Source organism: Cellulomonas sp. NPDC055163 (assembly GCF_053607065.1).
Map to the genome: position 1 here is coordinate 39,081 of NZ_JBSGSU010000016.1, position 17,192 is coordinate 56,272.

17 protein-coding genes are annotated in these 17,192 nt (G+C 74.7%); 7 read left to right on the forward strand and 10 right to left on the reverse strand.

The window, feature by feature from the left end; translation table 11 throughout:
- Positions 1 to 62 precede the first annotated feature (62 nt).
- The 4 genes from ACWFNE_RS20630 to ACWFNE_RS20645 form a co-directional block, all read right to left on the reverse strand.
- Positions 63 to 1,352 carry a glycoside hydrolase family 6 protein gene (locus ACWFNE_RS20630; protein ID WP_452124300.1) on the reverse strand — a complete coding sequence of 430 codons (1,290 nt, stop codon included), beginning with the start codon at positions 1,350 to 1,352 and terminating at the stop codon, positions 63 to 65.
- A gap of 261 nt (positions 1,353 to 1,613) precedes the next feature.
- On the reverse strand, positions 1,614 to 2,015 hold the full coding sequence (locus ACWFNE_RS20635) for a RidA family protein (protein ID WP_452124301.1): 402 nt from the start codon (positions 2,013 to 2,015) through the stop codon (positions 1,614 to 1,616).
- Positions 2,016 to 2,151: 136 nt separating this feature from the next.
- Complete coding sequence (locus ACWFNE_RS20640) at positions 2,152 to 3,174, reverse strand: LacI family DNA-binding transcriptional regulator (RefSeq protein WP_452124302.1); 1,023 nt, start codon at positions 3,172 to 3,174, stop codon at positions 2,152 to 2,154.
- Between the two features lie 168 nt (positions 3,175 to 3,342).
- Positions 3,343 to 3,789, reverse strand: a complete 447-nt coding sequence (locus tag ACWFNE_RS20645; RefSeq protein WP_452124303.1) for a MarR family winged helix-turn-helix transcriptional regulator — start codon at positions 3,787 to 3,789, stop codon at positions 3,343 to 3,345.
- Positions 3,790 to 3,885: 96 nt separating this feature from the next.
- On the opposite strand from ACWFNE_RS20645, the gene ACWFNE_RS20650 reads away from it, so the two are divergent.
- Positions 3,886 to 4,338 (forward strand): DUF6069 family protein, encoded by a 453-nt coding sequence (locus ACWFNE_RS20650; RefSeq protein WP_452124304.1) that lies wholly within the window; start codon positions 3,886 to 3,888, stop codon positions 4,336 to 4,338.
- 70 nt (positions 4,339 to 4,408) lie between these two features.
- Here the strand turns inward: ACWFNE_RS20650 and ACWFNE_RS20655 are convergent, their stop codons facing one another.
- Complete coding sequence (locus tag ACWFNE_RS20655; protein WP_452124305.1) at positions 4,409 to 5,263, reverse strand: formate/nitrite transporter family protein; 855 nt, start codon at positions 5,261 to 5,263, stop codon at positions 4,409 to 4,411.
- A gap of 125 nt (positions 5,264 to 5,388) precedes the next feature.
- Here ACWFNE_RS20655 and ACWFNE_RS20660 point away from each other — a divergent pair, with 125 nt between their 5' ends.
- Together ACWFNE_RS20660 and ACWFNE_RS20665 are read left to right on the forward strand one after the other, a co-directional pair.
- Entirely contained in the window at positions 5,389 to 6,390 is a 1,002-nt protein-coding gene (locus ACWFNE_RS20660; protein ID WP_452124306.1) for a CAP domain-containing protein, read from the forward strand.
- Between the two features lie 78 nt (positions 6,391 to 6,468).
- Entirely contained in the window at positions 6,469 to 6,927 is a 459-nt protein-coding gene (locus tag ACWFNE_RS20665; protein ID WP_452124307.1) for a VOC family protein, read from the forward strand.
- Positions 6,928 to 7,093: 166 nt separating this feature from the next.
- On the opposite strand, the gene ACWFNE_RS20670 is transcribed toward ACWFNE_RS20665, so the two are convergent.
- The 5 genes from ACWFNE_RS20670 to ACWFNE_RS20690 all read right to left on the reverse strand — a co-directional run bounded on the left by ACWFNE_RS20670 (position 7,094) and on the right by ACWFNE_RS20690 (position 13,164).
- Positions 7,094 to 8,098, reverse strand: a complete 1,005-nt coding sequence (locus ACWFNE_RS20670; RefSeq protein WP_452124308.1) for a sugar phosphate isomerase/epimerase family protein — start codon at positions 8,096 to 8,098, stop codon at positions 7,094 to 7,096.
- Between the two features lies 1 nt (position 8,099).
- Positions 8,100 to 9,353, reverse strand: a complete 1,254-nt coding sequence (locus tag ACWFNE_RS20675) for a Gfo/Idh/MocA family protein (protein WP_452124309.1) — start codon at positions 9,351 to 9,353, stop codon at positions 8,100 to 8,102.
- 60 nt (positions 9,354 to 9,413) lie between these two features.
- On the reverse strand, positions 9,414 to 10,511 hold the full coding sequence (locus ACWFNE_RS20680) for a substrate-binding domain-containing protein (protein ID WP_452124310.1): 1,098 nt from the start codon (positions 10,509 to 10,511) through the stop codon (positions 9,414 to 9,416).
- Positions 10,512 to 10,600: 89 nt separating this feature from the next.
- On the reverse strand, positions 10,601 to 11,683 hold the full coding sequence (locus ACWFNE_RS20685) for an ABC transporter permease (protein WP_452124311.1): 1,083 nt from the start codon (positions 11,681 to 11,683) through the stop codon (positions 10,601 to 10,603).
- The gene (locus ACWFNE_RS20690) at positions 11,680 to 13,164 is read right to left on the reverse strand and encodes a sugar ABC transporter ATP-binding protein (RefSeq protein ID WP_452124319.1); all 1,485 of its coding nucleotides are present in this window, start codon (positions 13,162 to 13,164) and stop codon (positions 11,680 to 11,682) included. The genes ACWFNE_RS20685 and ACWFNE_RS20690 overlap by 4 nt, the downstream gene beginning before the upstream one ends.
- A gap of 242 nt (positions 13,165 to 13,406) precedes the next feature.
- Between ACWFNE_RS20690 and ACWFNE_RS20695 the strand changes: the two genes are divergently transcribed.
- The 4 genes from ACWFNE_RS20695 to ACWFNE_RS20710 all read left to right on the forward strand — a co-directional run bounded on the left by ACWFNE_RS20695 (position 13,407) and on the right by ACWFNE_RS20710 (position 17,064).
- On the forward strand, positions 13,407 to 14,579 hold the full coding sequence (locus ACWFNE_RS20695) for an ROK family protein (protein WP_452124312.1): 1,173 nt from the start codon (positions 13,407 to 13,409) through the stop codon (positions 14,577 to 14,579).
- Between the two features lie 164 nt (positions 14,580 to 14,743).
- Positions 14,744 to 15,586, forward strand: coding sequence for an SDR family NAD(P)-dependent oxidoreductase (locus ACWFNE_RS20700; RefSeq protein ID WP_452124313.1), 843 nt, complete (start codon positions 14,744 to 14,746; stop codon positions 15,584 to 15,586).
- A 44-nt stretch (positions 15,587 to 15,630) separates the two neighbouring features.
- Positions 15,631 to 16,068, forward strand: a complete 438-nt coding sequence (locus ACWFNE_RS20705) for a protein-tyrosine phosphatase family protein (RefSeq protein ID WP_452124314.1) — start codon at positions 15,631 to 15,633, stop codon at positions 16,066 to 16,068.
- 129 nt (positions 16,069 to 16,197) lie between these two features.
- A complete protein-coding gene (locus ACWFNE_RS20710) occupies positions 16,198 to 17,064 on the forward strand; it encodes an aldo/keto reductase (protein ID WP_452124315.1) in 867 nt (288 codons plus the stop codon).
- Positions 17,065 to 17,192 lie beyond the last annotated feature (128 nt).

The window sequence follows — 17,192 nt, forward strand, 5'->3', positions numbered from 1 at the left end:
GGCACTCACCGCCGAGGCCCTCGGTCGCGCCGCAGCCTCGCGGCCGGCGCGGTGCACGCGACTCAGCGGAGAGGAGGCTGAGCCAGCGCGACCAGCTCGCGCGCCTGCTCGACGAACCACTGGCCGGCGGCCGGGTCGACGATGCCGCGCTCGGGGTCGGTCGGTCCGGCGGTGCCACGCAGGCAGCGCCCGTCGGACTCGCCGGGCACCTTGATCCACAGCAGGGCGTCGACGAGCTCGTTGCCCGTCTGCGTCGTCGGGCGCAGGCCGGCACCACGTCCGGGCGGGTTGCACCACGTCTCCGCGTCGGTGTACTTCCCCGCCGGCGCGGTCCACGGGCCCTGGCCGTTGCGGCTCGTGTCGACCACGAAGTGGGTCGTCGGCTCGACGCCGCCGAGCACGAGCTCGTAGCGCGAGGTGATGCCCGCCGTGTTGAGCGTGGGGTCCTCCGCCGTGTCGCTCCAGATGCCGGTGTTGCGCAGCACGGCGCCGGTCCAGTCGTTCGCCGGGCCGCCGCTCCAGTACTGGTGCCCGCACTCCGCGACGCTGCCGGGCGCCACGACGGTCGCGTACGCGAGGCACTGCGAGATCCAGGTGCCGTAGAGCACGTCGTTCTCGGTGCGCTCGTAGTTCGAGACGTTGAGGAAGAAGCCGTCGGCGCCCTGCACCCCGGCCTTGAGCAAGCGGTCGGTGATCTCCGGGACGGCGAGCCACGACGGCCCGGTGCCGTCCAGGTACAGCGCGACGTTCGGCTGCTGCGCGATCCGCTCGACGGCGTAGCGCAGCAGCGCGAAGCGCTCGGCGGACGGCTGGACCCCGGTCGTCGCCGGGTCGAGCTCCGCGGGGCGGCAGCCCTCGAGCTGACCGTCGAGCGTCGTGTACCAGGGGATGACGCCGAGCCCGTCCGGCTCCAGGACGACGACGGCCTCCTCGTCGCCGATCCCGGCGGCGAACGCGTCGACCCACGCCTTGTACGCGTCGGCGCCCGCGGCGCCGCCGGCCGAGTACAGCGCGCAGTCGCGGAACGGCAGGTTGTAGGCGACCAGCACCGGGACCTTGTGGCCCGCGCGGCGCACGAGCGTGCGCACGTCGTGCCGCACCTCGGCGGGCGTGCCCTCGGTGAACCAGGTGGCGCTCGGGATGCGGCTGAGCGTGAGGGCGTCGCGCTTCGCCTGCCCGCGCAGGGCCTTCGCAGCGTCCTTGGTCGTGCTGTGCGGGTCAACGTAGAGGCGGGTCGTCGGGTCGAGCACGTCGTTGGCCGCGGAGGCCGGCGAGGCGGTGAGGGCGCTGAGGGCGAGGGCGCACACGGTCAGGGCGACGATGCCCCACCGCCTGCGTGCGGGGGTTGCCATGGTGACTCTCCGGGGGTCGTGCCGACGTCGGTGTCGGCTGGAGCGGATCGCGCGAGCTCAAACTGGAAGCGCTTCCAGTTTGCGCCGCCATCCTGCGCCTCACCCGGTGCACCCGTCAAGACGAGCCGCCCGGCCCTGCCCCCGCGCTGGTGGGCGGCGTCCTGGGGTCCCGTGCACCGGCGTTCCGCGGGCCGGCTCCAGCGCGCCGCCGCCCCCGAGCCCGCTGACGCGTCCAGGAGCCCCGGGAGCGCGCTCCCGCACTCAGTCCCGGACCACCGCGGCGATCGCACTCACCTCGATCAGCGCACCCGGGACGCCCAGCCCGACGACCCGGGCGGCGATCACGAGCGGCGGCGCCCCGGGCCCGGCGAGCAGCGGCGCGATCGCGCCGTACGCGGCGTTCAGGTCGGCGTCCGCGACGAGCAGCACGGTCCACTGCACGACGTCAGCGAGCGTCGCCCCCGCCGCCTCGAGCGCGACGCGCGCGTTCTCCATCGCGCGGACCGACTGCGCGGCGACCTCGCCGGACACGAGCGCCCCCGTCTCGTCGACGCCGTCCTGGCCGCCGACGTAGATCGTCGTCGCCCCCGGCGGGACGACGGCGACGTGGCTGAACGCCGGGCTCTGCACGAGCCCGGCCGGCTGCAGACGTGTGATCTCCATGCGCCCACGCTGCCACCGGGGTCCGACACGCCACCCGTCACGGGCACCGGCACGACCCGGAGAGGCAGCGCGGACCCGGCCAGCGCACGCCGGCCCGGTGCCCCCCACCGACGTCCGAGGCGATCGGCTCGGCGACCTACCCGCCGACGGCCGGGGCCGACCCGCGCACGACGAGCCGCGTCGGGAGGATCACCGGCGACGCCGAGCCGCCCTCCAGGAGGCGCACGAGCATCGCGGCGAGCTCGCGACCGAGGTCCTCGATCGGCTGGTGCACGGTGGTGAGCGCCGGCTCGGTCTGCTGCGCGACGGGGAGGTCGTCGAAGCCGACGACGGCCACGTCCTCCGGGACCGAGCGCCCGTAGGCACGGAGCGCCCGGAGGGCCCCCGCGGCGATGTTGTCGGACGCGGCCACGACGCCGTCGAGGTCGGGATGCGCTACGAGGAGCCGCGCCATCGCCCGCGACGCGTCGGCCACGTCGAAGTCGGCGCGCTCGACCGGCGCGGGCGGCGCACCCGCGCCCGCGAGCGCCTCCGCGACCCCCTGCTCCCGAGCGGCCGACGCGTCGAGGCCCGCGGGCCCGCCCAGGTGCACGACGCGGCGCCGCCCGAGGGCGAGGAGGTGCTCGGTCGCGAGGCGCGCGCCTGCCACGTTGTCGACGTCGACGTACGTGCCCGGTTCCCCGCGCGGCGGGCGCCCACCGAAGACGACGGGCCGGTCGGTCGACGCCGCGAACCGCGTCAGCGGGTCGTCCGCACGGGCCGCGACGACCATGAAGCCGTCCGCCCGCCCCGCCCGCAGCGCGCGCTCGAGCCGCGCCTGGCCCCGCGCCGACGCGGCGAGCAGCAGCGTGAGGTCGAGGTCCGCCTCCTCGAGGACCGAGGCGACCCCGATGACGAGCCGCGCGTGGAAGGGGTCGGCGAACAGCGCGGGGTCGTCGCCCGCGACCACGAGCACCACCGCCCCGGCCCGGTGCGTCGCGAGCGCCCGCGCGGTGGCGTTGGGCACGAAGCCGAGCTCCTCGACGGCCCGGGCGACGGCCTCCCGCTTGGCCCGGCTGACGTCGGGCCCGCCGTTGACCGCGCGCGAGGCGACCGTGCGGGAGACCCCGGCACGGCGGGCGACCTCGTCGAGGGTCGGCCGGCGGCGTGGAGCGTCCACGGCAGCACCTCCCGGTCGCGTCCCCCGGCAGCCCCGGGCGGTCGCAGGTCACCGTAGCGGCGGCGCGACTCTCTCCGTGCGCGCGCCCCTCATGGCCGCCCGACGTCAGGCGTCAGGCGTCAGGCGTCAGGCGTCAGGCGTCAGGCGTCAGGCGTCAGGCGTCAGGCGTCAGGCGTCAGGCGTCAGCATCGTGTCGAGCAGCACCTCGAGCTGCGCGCGCTCGGCGGCGGTGAGCCGGTCCGTCACGGCGGATCCCCGGGCGAGCTCGCGCCCGAGGTCGCGGCGGAGCGCCGCTCCCTTGTCGGTGAGCCGGAGCAGCTTGACGCGGCGGTCGCTGCTCGGGACCCGCTCGGCGACGCCGAGGGCCTCGAGGCGGTCCGCGAGGCCCGTGACGTTCGACGCGTCGCACGCGAGGTGGCCGGCGACGGAGCTCATGGCGATGGGCTCGTCGAGCATCAGGACGGCGCGCGCCTGCACGGGTGTGAGCCCGTGGCGGCCGACGGTCTCCGCGAATCCCGCGCGCGCGAGCTCGGCGACCGCGAACAGGCGCTGGCTCAGCGTCGGCTGCGGCGCCCAACCACCTCCGCAGCCGGGGTCCTGGTCCGCGTCCCTCATGGGGTCAGCATATTGGCCGCCTCGATGGTTGACATGGTCAAGCACCATGCGCAACTCTCGAATACTTGAACATGTCAACCATCGAGGAGCGCAACGATGAGCACCGTCACGCCCGTCCCCGCACGCACGTCCGCACCTCTCCGGGTGACCGCCGCGACCACCTGGCGCACCGGCCTGACCGTCGCGGGCGTCGCCGTGGTCGTCAATCTCCTCGTCCTCGTCGTGTCCCGCGCCGTGGGCGCCGACTTCCTCGTCCAGCAGACGCCCGACGCGCCCGCCACCGAGGTCACGTTCGTCATGGTCGGCGTCATGACCGTGGTCCCGGTCCTGCTGGCGACGGCGCTGCTGCTCCTGCTTCGCCGGTGGGGAGCCCGGGCGTGGCGCGCGCTCGCCGCCGTCGGCCTCGCCCTCGGCCTGCTCACCGTGGTGATGCCGTTCACCGTCGACGCGGCGACCGGGACGCAGGTCGGGCTCGCGCTCATGCACGTCGTCGCCGGCGTCGTGTGGTTCGTGCTCGTCCGCCGCGCCGCCGCCGCGGCCTCCCGCTGACCGGCGCGTCCGCGTACGCCCACCCGTGCGGCGGGCGTACGCGGACGGCTCGGGCCGAGCCGTCCGGCGGTCAGCCGTCCGCGGGCGTCCGCAGGTACCGGGAGTCGTCGTTGACGTAGGCGTAGTACAGCCCGATCAGCACGCCGCCGCCGAGGAAGTTGCCGACGAGCGCGATCCCCACGTTCGCGGCCGCGAGCCCGACGTCGATGCCCTCCTTCAGTCCGACGATCGTGAACAGCACGGTGTTCGCGACCGAGTGCTCGAGGCCCAGGAACGCGAAGACGAACACCGAGACGATCATCGCGAGGCTCTTGGTCAGGTCGTCCCGGATGAGCCCGTTGTAGACCAGCAGCATGGCCAGGTTGATCATCAGGTTGCACAGCACGGCCCGCACGAGCAGGTCGACCCAGCCCGCCGGCCCCGACGCGACGTAGTCGAGCTTGTGCTCGACGGACGCGAGCATGACGTCGAGCGCGAGCCCGTCGACGAGGGTCGAGAACCGGACGAGCACCGCGACGAACAGCCCGCCGAGCAGGTTGCCGACGTAGCAGAGCCCGAGCAGCCGCACCGCCTTCCCCCACGTCGTGCGGCCGTGGTACGCCCCGATCGAGACGATCATCATGTTCGAGGTCAGCAGCTCGGACTTCGTGTAGTAGATGAAGACGAGCGCCCACCCGAACGCCAGCGCACCGGCGATCCGCCCGAGCGGCTGGAGGGTCCCGGCGCCGACGTCGATGCTGGTGAACGCCGCGACGACCGCGAAGTACGTGCCGTAGAAGATGCCGATGAGGACCCCGGCCATCCCCGCACGCTGCAGGTAGCGCCGCGCGAGCTCGCCGGACATCGCGGTCTTCGTCTCGAGCGCCTCGAGCGCCGTGCTGATGAAGTGCTTACCGGGGAACAGCCCGTGCTCGTCGGCGGTCATGGCGTCTACGGTCGCACGCGCGCGACGCCCGACCGCGACGCCCCCGACCGCGACGCCCGCCGGATGAGAGAACTCCAATCCGAACGGGCGGTCAGGGTAGATAACGGTTCTATAACGTGCTGGAGATGAACCCGACCCAGAGCACGACCCCGACCGAACCGCGACGGCGTGACGTCCGCCGCGCGCGTGTCGCGCGAGCGCGCCGGCACCGGTTCCGCGCCCGGGCGATCGTCGTCATGTCCCTCGCGCTGTGCACCGGCGCCGCGTCCGCGTGGGCCGTCGCGCCCTGGCAGTCCGAGGCGCCGGGACGCGACGGTGGCGCCGGTGCGCAGGCCTCCGCACGCGGCTGGTACGCCGCCTACACCGCCGGGCGCGACTGGCAGCCCGGCCACTCGCCCGCCGCCTGGTACACCGCGTACTCCGCCGGCAGCGGCTGGTCGGCCTCGTCGGGCTACCGTCACGGTCGCTGGCCCCGACCCGGGCACCCGCGCCCGACGCCGGCGCCGACCGCCACGCCGTCCCCGACGATCGTCCCGACGATCGCCCCGGAGCCCACCGCGGTGCCGACGGCCGCCCCGACCCCGACGGCCGCCCCGACCGCCGCGCCGACGCCGGCCCCCACCGCCCCGGCCGCCACCCCGGCACCGACCCGCACCCCGGCCCCGGCACCGACGCGCACCCCCCGGCCCACCCCCGTGCCGTCCGCGTCGCAGCCCGGCACGGCGCCCCCCGTCGCGACCCCCGCGCCGACCACCCCCGGCCTCACCACGGACCAGCAGTACGCGGCGACCCTCGTCACGCTCACGAACGAGCAGCGCGCCGCCGCGGGCCTGCCCGCGCTCGTCGTGTCGGACTGCGCGACGCAGCAGGCCGTCGCCCGGGCGGGCGTGCTCGTCGCCGAGAACCGCTTCGAGCACGACCCGCTCGGGCCGATCCTCACCGCGTGCCGCGCACGCTCGGTCGGCGAGAACATCGCGCTCGGCTACCGGACCCCGGACGCGATGATGACGGGCTGGATGAACTCGGAGGGCCACCGCGCGAACATCCTGCGCTCGTACAGCTCCGTCGGGATCGGCTGCGTCACGGGCCCCCGCGGGGTGCTCTGCGCGCAGGTCTTCCTCGGCTGAGCACACCGGCGACCGTGGGCGGCGCGGCCGAGCCGCTCGACCGCCCACGGTCGCCGGGCCCTCGGTAGCGTGGTGCCCATGCCCATCGCGCTCGAGAACGTCGGCATCGCGGTCCGCGACCTCGAGGCGGCGATCGCCTTCTTCACCGACCTGGGACTGAGAATCCTCGGCAGGGACACCGTCAGCGGGGAGTGGGCGGACACCGCCGTCGGCCTCGACGGCAACCACGCACGCATCGCCCTGCTGCAGACGCCGGACGGGCACGGCCGCCTCGAGCTCGTCCAGTACCTGCACCCCGACGCGATCGAGACCGCACCGACGCGGCCCCACGAGATCGGCATGCACCGCGTGGCCTTCTCGGTCGACGACCTCGACGAGGCCCTCGCGGTCGCCGCGCGGCACGGCTGCCACCCGCTGCGTGGCGTGGCGACCTACGAGGACGTCTACCGGTTGACCTACCTCCGCGGACCGAGCGGCATCCTCGTGATGCTGGCCCAGGACCTGAGGACGGGACGGGAGCCGGACGCCACGACCTGACCACCGCCCCCGCACCCCCGCGGCGCGCACCCGCACGGCCCGCACCCCCGCGGCCCGCCGCCCGCGCCCGCACGGCCCGGGCACGCGTGAGGCCCGGCACCCCCGCGCCGGGCCCCACGCCCACCCCCGCACCGGCAGCGTCGCCGTCGGGCCCCTCCGCCCGACGTCAGCGCGTGCTGAACGCCGCGTCGAACGAGGCGGTCGGCGGCGGGAACGCCATGCGCCGCACGAACTCGAGCGCCTCGGGCGCCCCGACGAGCCGGTCCATCCCGGCGTCCTCCCACTCGACCGAGATCGGCCCGTCGTACCCGATGGTCGTGAGCATCCGGAACGAGTCCTCCCACGGGACGTCCCCGTGGCCGGTCGACACGAAGTCCCAGCCGCGTCGCGGGTCGGCCCACGGCAGGTGCGAGCCCATCCGGCCGTTGCGCCCGTTGCCGACCCGGCGCTTCGCGTCCTTGCAGTCCACGTGGTAGATCCGGTCCTTGAAATCCCACAGGAAGCCGACGGGGTCGAGGTCCTGCCAGACGAAGTGGCTCGGGTCCCAGTTGAGGCCGAACGACTCGCGGTGACCGATCGCCTCGAGCGTCCGCACCGTCGTCCAGTAGTCGTAGGCGATCTCGCTCGGGTGCACCTCGTGCGCGAACCGGACACCGACCTCGTCGAACACGTCGAGGACCGGGTTCCAGCGGTCCGCGAAGTCCCGGTACCCGGCGTCGACGAGCTCCGGGGTGACCGGCGGGAACATCGCGACGTACTTCCAGATGGCCGAGCCGGTGAACCCGACGACGGTCTGCACGCCGAGCCGCGCGGCGGTGCGGGCCGTGAGCTGCATGACCTCGGCGGCGCGCTGCCGGACGCCCTCGGGGTCGCCGTCGCCCCACACGTCGGGCGGGAGCATGTCGTGGTGGCGCTGGTCGATCGGGTCGTCGCACACCGCCTGCCCGGTGAGGTGGTTCGAGATCGCCCAGACCTTGAGCCCGTACCGCTCGAGCAGGTCGAGCCGGTCCTGGATGTACGCGTCGTCCTCGGCGCCCCTCCGCACGTCGAGGTGGTCGCCCCAGCAGGCCAGCTCGAGCCCGTCGTAGCCCCACTCGGACGCCAGCCGGGCGACCTCCTCGAGCGGCAGGTCGGCCCACTGGCCGGTGAACAGCGTGATCGGTCGTGCCACGTCAGCTCTCCTTCGGTTCGGGGGCGACGGCACCGGGCAGGCCGTCGTCGGACGCACGCGCGGGCGCGGTGGGGCCGGGGTCGACGAACGTCCAGCGGCTCTCGTCGGCCGCGGACCGCTCCACCGCGTCGAGCACGCGCTGCACCTGCAGGCCGTCCGCGAACGACGGGGTCGGCTGCTCCCCCGCGGCGAGCGCCCCGACGAGGTCGACGACCTGGTGCACGAACCCGTGCTCGTAGCCGAGGCCGTGCCCCGCGGGCCACCACGCCCCCACGTACGGGTGCTCGGGCTCGGTCACGACGATCCGGCGGAAGCCCGCGACGCGCGCCTCGTCGGTCGCGTCGTACAGGTGCAGCACGTTCATGTCCTCGAAGTCGAACGCGATCGACCCGTGCGAGCCGTTGATCTCGAGGCGGATCGCGTTCTTGCGGCCCCACGCGAACCGCGTCGCCTCGAACGTCGCGATCCCACCGCCGGAGAGCCGCCCGAAGAACACCGCGGCGTCGTCGACCGTGACCGGCCCGCGCTCGGTGCCCGCCGAGCCGTGCAGCCCGGAGAACCCGGCGGCGACGGGCCGCTCGTGCACGAACGTCTCGAGCAGGCCGCTCACGCCCGTGAGGACCTGGCCGGTGACGTGCTGCGCGAGGTCGACGACGTGCGCCCCGATGTCCCCGAGCGCCCCGGACCCGGCGACGGACTTGTCGAGCCGCCACGACAGCGGCGCCTCGGCGTCGGCGATCCAGTCCTGCAGGTACTGCGCCCGCACCTGCCGCACCTGCCCGATGCGCCCCTCGGCGACGAGCTGGCGGGCCAGTGCGATCGCCGGGACCCGGCGGTAGGTGAACCCGACCATCGCGCGGACGCCCTTCGCCGCCGCGGCCTCGGCGGCGGCCGTCATGGCCTCCGCCTCGGCCACGGTGTTGGCGAGCGGCTTCTCGCACAGCACGTGCTTGCCGGCCTGCAGCGCCGCGATCGCGATCTCGGCGTGCGTGTCGCCCGGGGTGCAGACGTCGACGAGGTCGACGTCGTCACGGGCGACCACCGCTCGCCAGTCGGTCTCGGCGGCACCCCAGCCGAGCCGGGCGCGCGCCGCCTCGACCGCGGTGCTGTCCCGCCCCGCGACGACCGTCATCTCCGGGCGCAGCGCGAGGTCGAAGAACCGGGGCGCCACGCGCCACGCCTGCGAGTGCGCGGCGCCCATGAAGGCGTACCCGATCATCCCGACGCCGAGCCTGCCGTCCTCGTGCTGCGCCATGCCCCTCCCCTTCCCGTCGACCCGCTCGTCCGTGCCGCTCACGTGCCGCTCACGTGCCGCTCAGGACTCGAACGCGGTCGGCAGGTACTCGTCGACGTTGCCCTTGGTCACGACGGGCGCGTACAGCTGGACGGTGCGCGGGACGGAGACCGAGACGAGGTCGCCCATCGACTTGTTCTGCGAGATGAGCCGGGCGAGCCGGACACCGTCGGCGGCCTGCGTGGACGGGTAGATGACCGTGGCCTTGAGGACCGTGTCGTCCGCCTCGATCGAGCGCATCACGTTCGCGGACCCGGCGCCGCCGACCATGACGAACTCGTCGCGCCCGGCCTCGTCGATCGCGGCCATGACCCCGACGCCCTGGTCGTCGTCGTGGTTCCACAGCGCGTCGATCTTCGGGGCGGCCTGCAGCAGGTTCGCGGCGGCCTGCTGACCGCCCTGCACGGTGAAGTCGGCGGCGACGCGGTTGTCGACGTCGAGCCCGCAGTCGGCGAGCGCGTCCGCGAAGCCCTGGCTGCGGTCCTGCGTGAGCGGGAGGGAGTCGATGCCGGCGATCTCCGCGACGACCGCGTCGGGGTTGTCGCCGACCTGCTCGCACACGTACGTGCCCGCGCTGACACCCATGCCGTAGTTGTCGCCGAGGACCGTGGTGCGCGCGGCGAACGGGCTCGAGAACTCGCGGTCGACGTTGATGACGGTGATGCCGGCCTCCATGGCCTCCGTCGCGACCTCGGTGAGCGCGGCGCCGTCGAACGGCAGGAGGACGATCGCGTCGACCCCGTCGTTGATGAACGTCTCGACCTGGCTGATCTGCAGGTTCACGTCGTTGGTGGCCTCGGCGACGATGAGCTCGACGTCGTCGTACTTGTCGGCCTCGTCGACCGCGGCCTTCGTGATGGCGCCCATCCAGCCGTGGTCGGCGGCCGGCGCCGAGAAGCCGATGCGGACGGTCTCGCCCGACTCGTCGTTCTCGCCGCCGGAGTTCGACGCGGCCTGCGGGGCGTCGTCGTCCTCCGCGGGCTCGTTGGACGTGCAGCCGGCGACGAGACCGGCCGTCGTGAGCAGCGCGCCGGCGGTGAGCAGCAGGCGGCGGCGGGCGGTGCGGGTGGTGCCGGTCCCGGCGAGCCGGGTGGGGCGGGCGACGGTGCGTGCGGACATGGGAATCCTCCTTGACTCCTGCGGTGGCCGTGCGGGGGTGCGGGCCCGCTCGGACGGAGCGGAGCCCGGGGGGCGAGGTGGGGGGTGGCTCAGCTGCTGCGCGAGCGGGCCGCGAACCGCTGCTGGAGCATCACGGCGAGCACGATGATCGCGCCCTGCGCGACGGACTGCGCCGAGATCGAGAGGTTGTTCTGCGTGAAGACGTTCGTGAGCGTCGAGAAGATCAGCACCCCGAGCACGGTGCCGACGATCGTGCCGCGCCCGCCCGCGAGGAGCGTCCCGCCGACGACGACCGCCGCGATGACCTGGAGCTCGTAGAGCTGCCCGTTCGTCGAGGAACCCGCGGTCGTACGGGCGAGCATCATCACGCCCGCGATCCCCGCGGTCAGGCCCGAGAGCGCGTACAGGTACATCGTGTGCCGACGGATCCGGATGCCCGCGAGCCGCGCGGCCTCGGGGTTGCCGCCGACCGCGAGGGTCCGCCGGCCGAACGTCGTGCGGTTGAGCAGGACCCAGCCGGCGATCGCGACGACCACGAAGATCCACACGATCACCGAGACGCCGAGCGGCTCCGCCCGGAACACCGTGAGGAACTCCGGCACGGTGACGATCTGCGTCTGACGGTTCGCGATGACCTCGGCGAGGCCGCGCGCGCCGACCAGCATCGCGAGGGTCGCGATGAACGCCACGACCTGCCCGTAGGCGACCAGGACCCCGTTGACCAGCCCGCACACCGTGCCGACCGCGAGCGCGGTGAGCACCATGACGATCCAGTGCGTGTCCTGCGCCATCGTCTGCGTCGCGAGGGTCGTCGCCCACACCGACGCGAGCCCGAGCACCGAGCCGACCGAGAGGTCGATGCCGCCGCCCGTGATGACGAACGTCATGCCGATGCTCAGGACGCCGATCACGGCCGCGAGCCGCAGGATCGTCATGACGTTGTCGATGCTCGCGAACCGGTCGCCGGCAGTCGCGACGCCGACCACGCACAGCGCCGCGAGGGCGATCACGAGGCCGATGTTGCGCCCGGCGGCGCCGTGCAGGAGGCCGCGGCCGGAACGCTCGGCACCGGCGCCGGGCGTCGGTCCGGTGCGCTGGAGGCGCGACGGGTGCTCCGGGTCGGGCGGCACGCCGCCGGCGGTCGCCAGGGTCGGCGGGTTCTGCTCGCTCACGCGGCACTTCCTTCCATGATCAGGTCGAGGACGCGGTGCTCGTCGATCTCCTCCGCGGGGCCGCTGTGCAGCACCCGGCCCTCGGCCACGACGAGGACCCGGTGCGCGAGCCCGAGCACCTCCTCGATCTCGCTGGACACGACGACGACGGCGGTCCCGGCGTCGGCGAGCGCCCGGACGAGCGCGTAGATCTCGGCGCGGGCCCCGACGTCGACGCCGCGCGTGGGCTCGTCGAGCAGCAGGACCGTGCAGCCGTGCACGAGCCAGCGGGCGAGCATGAGCTTCTGCTGGTTGCCGCCCGAGAGCGTGCGGGTCGCGCGGTCGGGGTCGGCGGGGCGCAGGTCGAGCGCGGCGATCTGCTCGCGCGCCGCCGCACGCTCGCCGGGCTCGTCGAGCATCGGCCCGCGCGCGAACCGCCCGAACGTCGAGAGCGTGACGTTGCGGTAGAGCGGCTCGTCGAGCAGCAGGCCCTGGCTCTTGCGCTCCTCGGGGGCGAGCCCGATCCCGGCGCGCACCGCGGCGTCGACCGACCCGCGACGCAGCGGCCTCCCGGCGACCTGGACGTGCCCGGCGGTGGCCTTGCGCGCGCCGTAGACCGTCTCGAGGATCTCGGAGCGCCCGGACCCGACGAGCCCGGCGAGCCCGACGACCTCGCCGGCCCGCACGGAGAACGAGACGTCGTGGAACACCCCGTGCAGCGCGAGGCCGTCGACGTCGAGCAGCGTCGGGGCGTCCGGGGCGACGGGGGGCCGGGCCGGGAACACCTGCTCGACGGCGCGCCCGGTCATGAGCCGGATGAGCTCGGGGGTCGGGGTCGACACCACGGGCAGGTTCGACGCGACCGTGCGGCCGTCCTTGAGCACCGTGATCCGGTCGCCGATCTGGCGGATCTCCTCGAGCCGGTGGGAGATGTAGAGGACGGCGACGCCCGCCGCGGTGAGCTCCCGCACGACGCGGAAGAGGTTCGCGACCTCCTCGGAGTCCAGCACCGCGGACGGCTCGTCCATGACGATGAGGCGGGCGTCGTGCGACAGGGCGCGCGCCATGCTGACGACCTGCTTGCCCGCGGCGGAGAGGTTCCCGACCTCGCGGTGCGGCGGGATGTCGCCGTGCCCGAGCCGCGTGAGCAGCTCGCGGGTCCGGGCGTGGGCCCGGCGACGCTGGGTGAAGCCGCCGCTCGTGAGCTCGTGGCCGAGGTAGACGTTCTCCGCGACCGTGAGCCCGTCGACGACGTCGAGCTCCTGGTACATCGTCGCGATCCCGGCGCGCATGGCGGCGACGGGAGTCGTCACCGCGAGCGGCTCGCCACGCCAGGTGAGCGTGCCGGCGTCGGGCTTGTGCGCGCCGGCGAGGACCTTGATGAGCGTCGACTTGCCGGCGCCGTTCTGGCCGAGGAGGCAGTGCACCTCGCCGGGGAGGATGTCGAGGTCGACGCCGTCGAGGGCCTTCGCGCCGGGGAAGTGCTTGACGATGCCGCGCATCTGGAGCAGCGGGGCGTCGGCCGTGCCTCCGAGCGCGCGGCCGGCGAGCGCTCCGCCGGCGAGCGCGCCGCCGGTGAGGGCATCGCCTCGGTGGGCGCCGTCTGTGCGCCCATCGCCTGCACCGGCACCGCCGCGGGAGTCGTCATCGACCATGCGACGGACGCTAGTCCACTTCTGCCGGAAGTCAAGCAAAACATGCCTGACTGTCGGCGGACTTCTGCGCGTGTGCTTGACTTGCGCGCATGGGTGCAGGTGAACGACGTTCCGGGGACCTCAGCGATGTCGTCCAGCTCCTGCGCGACGGGCAGCCGCGCACCCGCGCCGAGCTCGGCCAGCTCACCGGCCTGGCCCGCTCGACCGTCTCCGCGCGTGTCGACCAGCTCCTCGCCGCCGGCCTCGTGACCCCTGCGGGCGAGGCCAGCTCGACCGGCGGCCGCCCGCCCGCGACGCTCGCGTTCCACCCCGGCGCCCGCATCACGCTCGCGATCGACCTCGGCGCGACGCACGCCCGCGTCGCGGTGACGGACCTCGCCTCGACCGTCCTCGCCGAGCACCTCGAGACCATCGCGATCTCCGACGGCCCGCGGCCCGTGCTGGACCACGTCGCGACGATCGCCGCCAAGCTCGTCGAGCACACCGGGCGGCACACGTCCGAGCTCGTCGGGGCCGGCGTCGGGCTGCCCGGACCCGTCGACCACGCGACCGGCCGCCCCACGAACCCGCCGATCATGCCCGGCTGGGACGACGCCGACGTCGCCGGGCACCTCGGCGCGCTGCTCGGCACCCCGGTCCTCGTCGACAACGACGTGAACGTCATGGCGCTCGGCGAGCACGCCACCGAGTTCGCCGACGTCGACCACCTGCTCTTCGTCAAGGTCGCGACCGGCATCGGCGCGGGCGTCATCAGCGACGGCGCGATCCGCCGCGGGGCCCAGGGCGCCGCGGGCGACGTCGGGCACATCGCGGTCCCCGGCGGGCGCGACGTGCTGTGCCGCTGCGGCAACACCGGGTGCCTCGAGGCCGTCGCCGGCGGGCGGGCCATCGCCGCCGAGCTCGCCGCCGCGGGGCTGCCGGCGCTCACGAGCGCCGACGTCGTGGCCCTCGTCCGCGCGGGCGACGTGACCGCGCTGCGGACCGTCCGCGACGCCGGCCGGGCCATCGGCGAGGTGCTCGCGACGTGCGTGAGCATGCTCAACCCGTCGGTCATCGTGCTCGGCGGCAGCGTCGCCGAGGCCGGCGAGCACCTCCTCGCCGGGATCCGCGAGGTCGTCTACCGCCGCTCGCTCCCCCTCGCGACGCAGCACCTGCGCATCGTGTCGAGCCGCACCAAGGGCCGCGCCGGGGTGCTCGGGGCCAGCACGATGGTCGTCGACCACCTGCTCACGAGCGGCGCGCTCGAGGAGCTGCTGGGCTGAGGCCGCCCCGCTCGCGGGGTGGGCCGCCCACGCGCCGAGGAGCCGCCCGGCGCACGCGCGCGCTGCGCGCCGACGTGCCCCCGGGCGCACGCGCGCGCAGAGTGGGAGCACCGCTCCCCGCCGCCCGGCGTCCGAGGAGCCCGCGTACGCCCGGAGGACCCGCCATGCCCGCAGTCGACTACCGCGACCAGACGACCCTCGTCACGGGCGCGAGCTCGGGCATCGGCGCCGAGTTCGCCCGCCAGCTCGCGGCGCGCGGCTCCGACCTCGTCCTCGTCGCCCGGCGGCGGGACCGCCTCGACGCGCTCGCCGCCGAGCTCGTCGCCGCGCACGGGGTCCGGGCAACTGTGATCGCGCTCGACCTCGGGGAGCCGTCCGCCGTCGCCGACCTCGTGGCGGAGCTCGACCGGCAGGGTCTGCGGGTCACGAGCCTCGTCAACAACGCGGGCTTCGCGACGCACAGCCCGTTCCACGACGAGGACCCCGACCGGGTGCGCGAGGAGATCACCCTCAACGTGCTCGCGCTCGTCGAGCTCACGCACGCGCTCGTCGACGACCTGCGCGCCGCGGGCAACGGCGTGCTGGTCAACCTCTCGAGCATCGCGGCGTACCAGGGCAACCCCAACCTCGCGGTCTACGGCGCGACGAAGGCGTTCGTGCTGAGCTTCACCGAGGCGCTGTGGGGCGAGGCGCTCGGGACCGGGCTGCGGGTGCTGGCGCTGTCCCCGGGTGCGACCGAGACCGAGTTCTTCGACGTCGCGCAGTGGCGGACCAGCGGCGACGGGACGCGTCGCCAGACCGTCGAGCAGGTCGTCACCACGGCGCTGCGCACGCTCGACCGCCGCAACCCGCCGCCGAGCGTCGTCTCCGGCACGGCGAACCGGGCGTTCGTCGCCGTGAGCCGCCTCGTGACCCGGCGGCGGCTCGCGCAGCTCATGGGCTCGCTCATGCGACGACCCGAGGACGACCCCGCCCCGACGCGCGCCGGCCGCGCCCGGCGACGCTGAGCGCCCCCTCGCCCCGGGTCGACCCGGCTCGCTAGCGTCCGCCCATGAGCACCTGGGACCCGTCCGGCGAGGGCGTCCTCACGCTGCCGAGCGGCCTGCGTGTCCGCGGGCGCGGTCTGCGGCGCCCGTCGCCGGCGGGTCCCGACCCGGAGACCGGCCTCTACCTCCTGGCCCGTCCACCGGACCCGTTGCCGTGGCCGTCGCGCTGGGTCCGGTGGCCCGACTTCCGGACGCCGAGCGACCCCGCCGACGCCGCGGACGCGCTCCGCGAGGTCCTGCGCCGGGCCGCCGACGAGCGCGTCGAGGTCGCGTGCGAGGGCGGCCGCGGGCGCACCGGGACGGCGCTCGCGTGCCTCGCGGTGCTCGACGGGGTGCCGGCGCCGGAGGCCGTGGCGTACGTGCGCCGCGGCTACCACCCGCGCGCGGTCGAGACGCCGGGCCAGTGGCTGTTCGTCCGCCGGTTCGCCGTGCACCGCGGCTGACCCCGGGGAGCAGCAGGACCGAGAACCGGTCGGCCGGACGGGTCTCCGCACCCACCAGCCCGCTCCGCTCCCCGCGAACCCGCCCCGCTCGCGCTGCCGGTCGAACCGATACGACGCAGACTGGACCGCATGCAGACACGACAGCTCGGAGACGTCACGGTCAGCGCCATCGGACTCGGCGGGATGCCCCTGTCGATCGAGGGCCGCCCCGACCGCGACCGTGCCCTGGCCACCATCCACGCCGCGCTCGACGCGGGCGTCACGCTGATCGACACCGCGGACGCGTACCACCTGACCGCGACCGACGTCGGCCACAACGAGGAGCTCATCGCGGAGGCGCTGCGCACGTGGGGCGGCGACTCCTCCGACGTGCTCGTCGCGACCAAGGGCGGCCACCTGCGCCCCGGCGACGGCTCCTGGTACGTCGACGGCTCGCCCGACCACCTCCGCAAGGCGCTCGACGCGTCGCTCCAGCGGCTCGGCGTCGAGGCGATCGGCCTCTACCAGTTCCACCGCCCCGACCCGGAGGTCCCCTACGCCGAGTCGGTCGGCGTGCTCCACGAGTTCCTCGACGCGGGCAAGATCCGCCTCGCGGGCATCTCGAACGCGAACCCCGACCAGATCCGCGAGGCGCAGGACGTGCTCGGCGGGCGCCTGACGTCCGTGCAGAACCAGTACTCCCCGGCGTTCCGCTCGTCGCAGCCCGAGCTCGACCTGTGCGCGCAGCTCGGCCTCGCGTTCCTCCCGTGGAGCCCGCTCGGCGGCATCTCGAAGGCGTCGTCCCTCGGCGACACGCACGGCGCGTTCGAGCGGGTCGCGGCCGCGCACGGCGTCAGCCCGCAGCAGGTCGCGCTCGCGTGGGAGCTCGCGCAGGCTCCCGTCGTCATCCCGATCCCGGGCTCGTCGCGCCCCGAGACCATCCAGGACTCGGTCAAGGCCGCGGACCTGATCCTCGGCCCGGAGGAGATCGCGGAGCTCGACGCCGCCGTCGCCTGACCCACCCCGCACCACCGACGTCGGGGCGCCCCCCCCCCCCCCGGCGGCCCAACATGCGTCCCCCCCGACGGGGTCCGACCGGCCCGCGACGAGAGGGCGTGGCCCCCCGTTGGTCCGTTCGGCTTCGG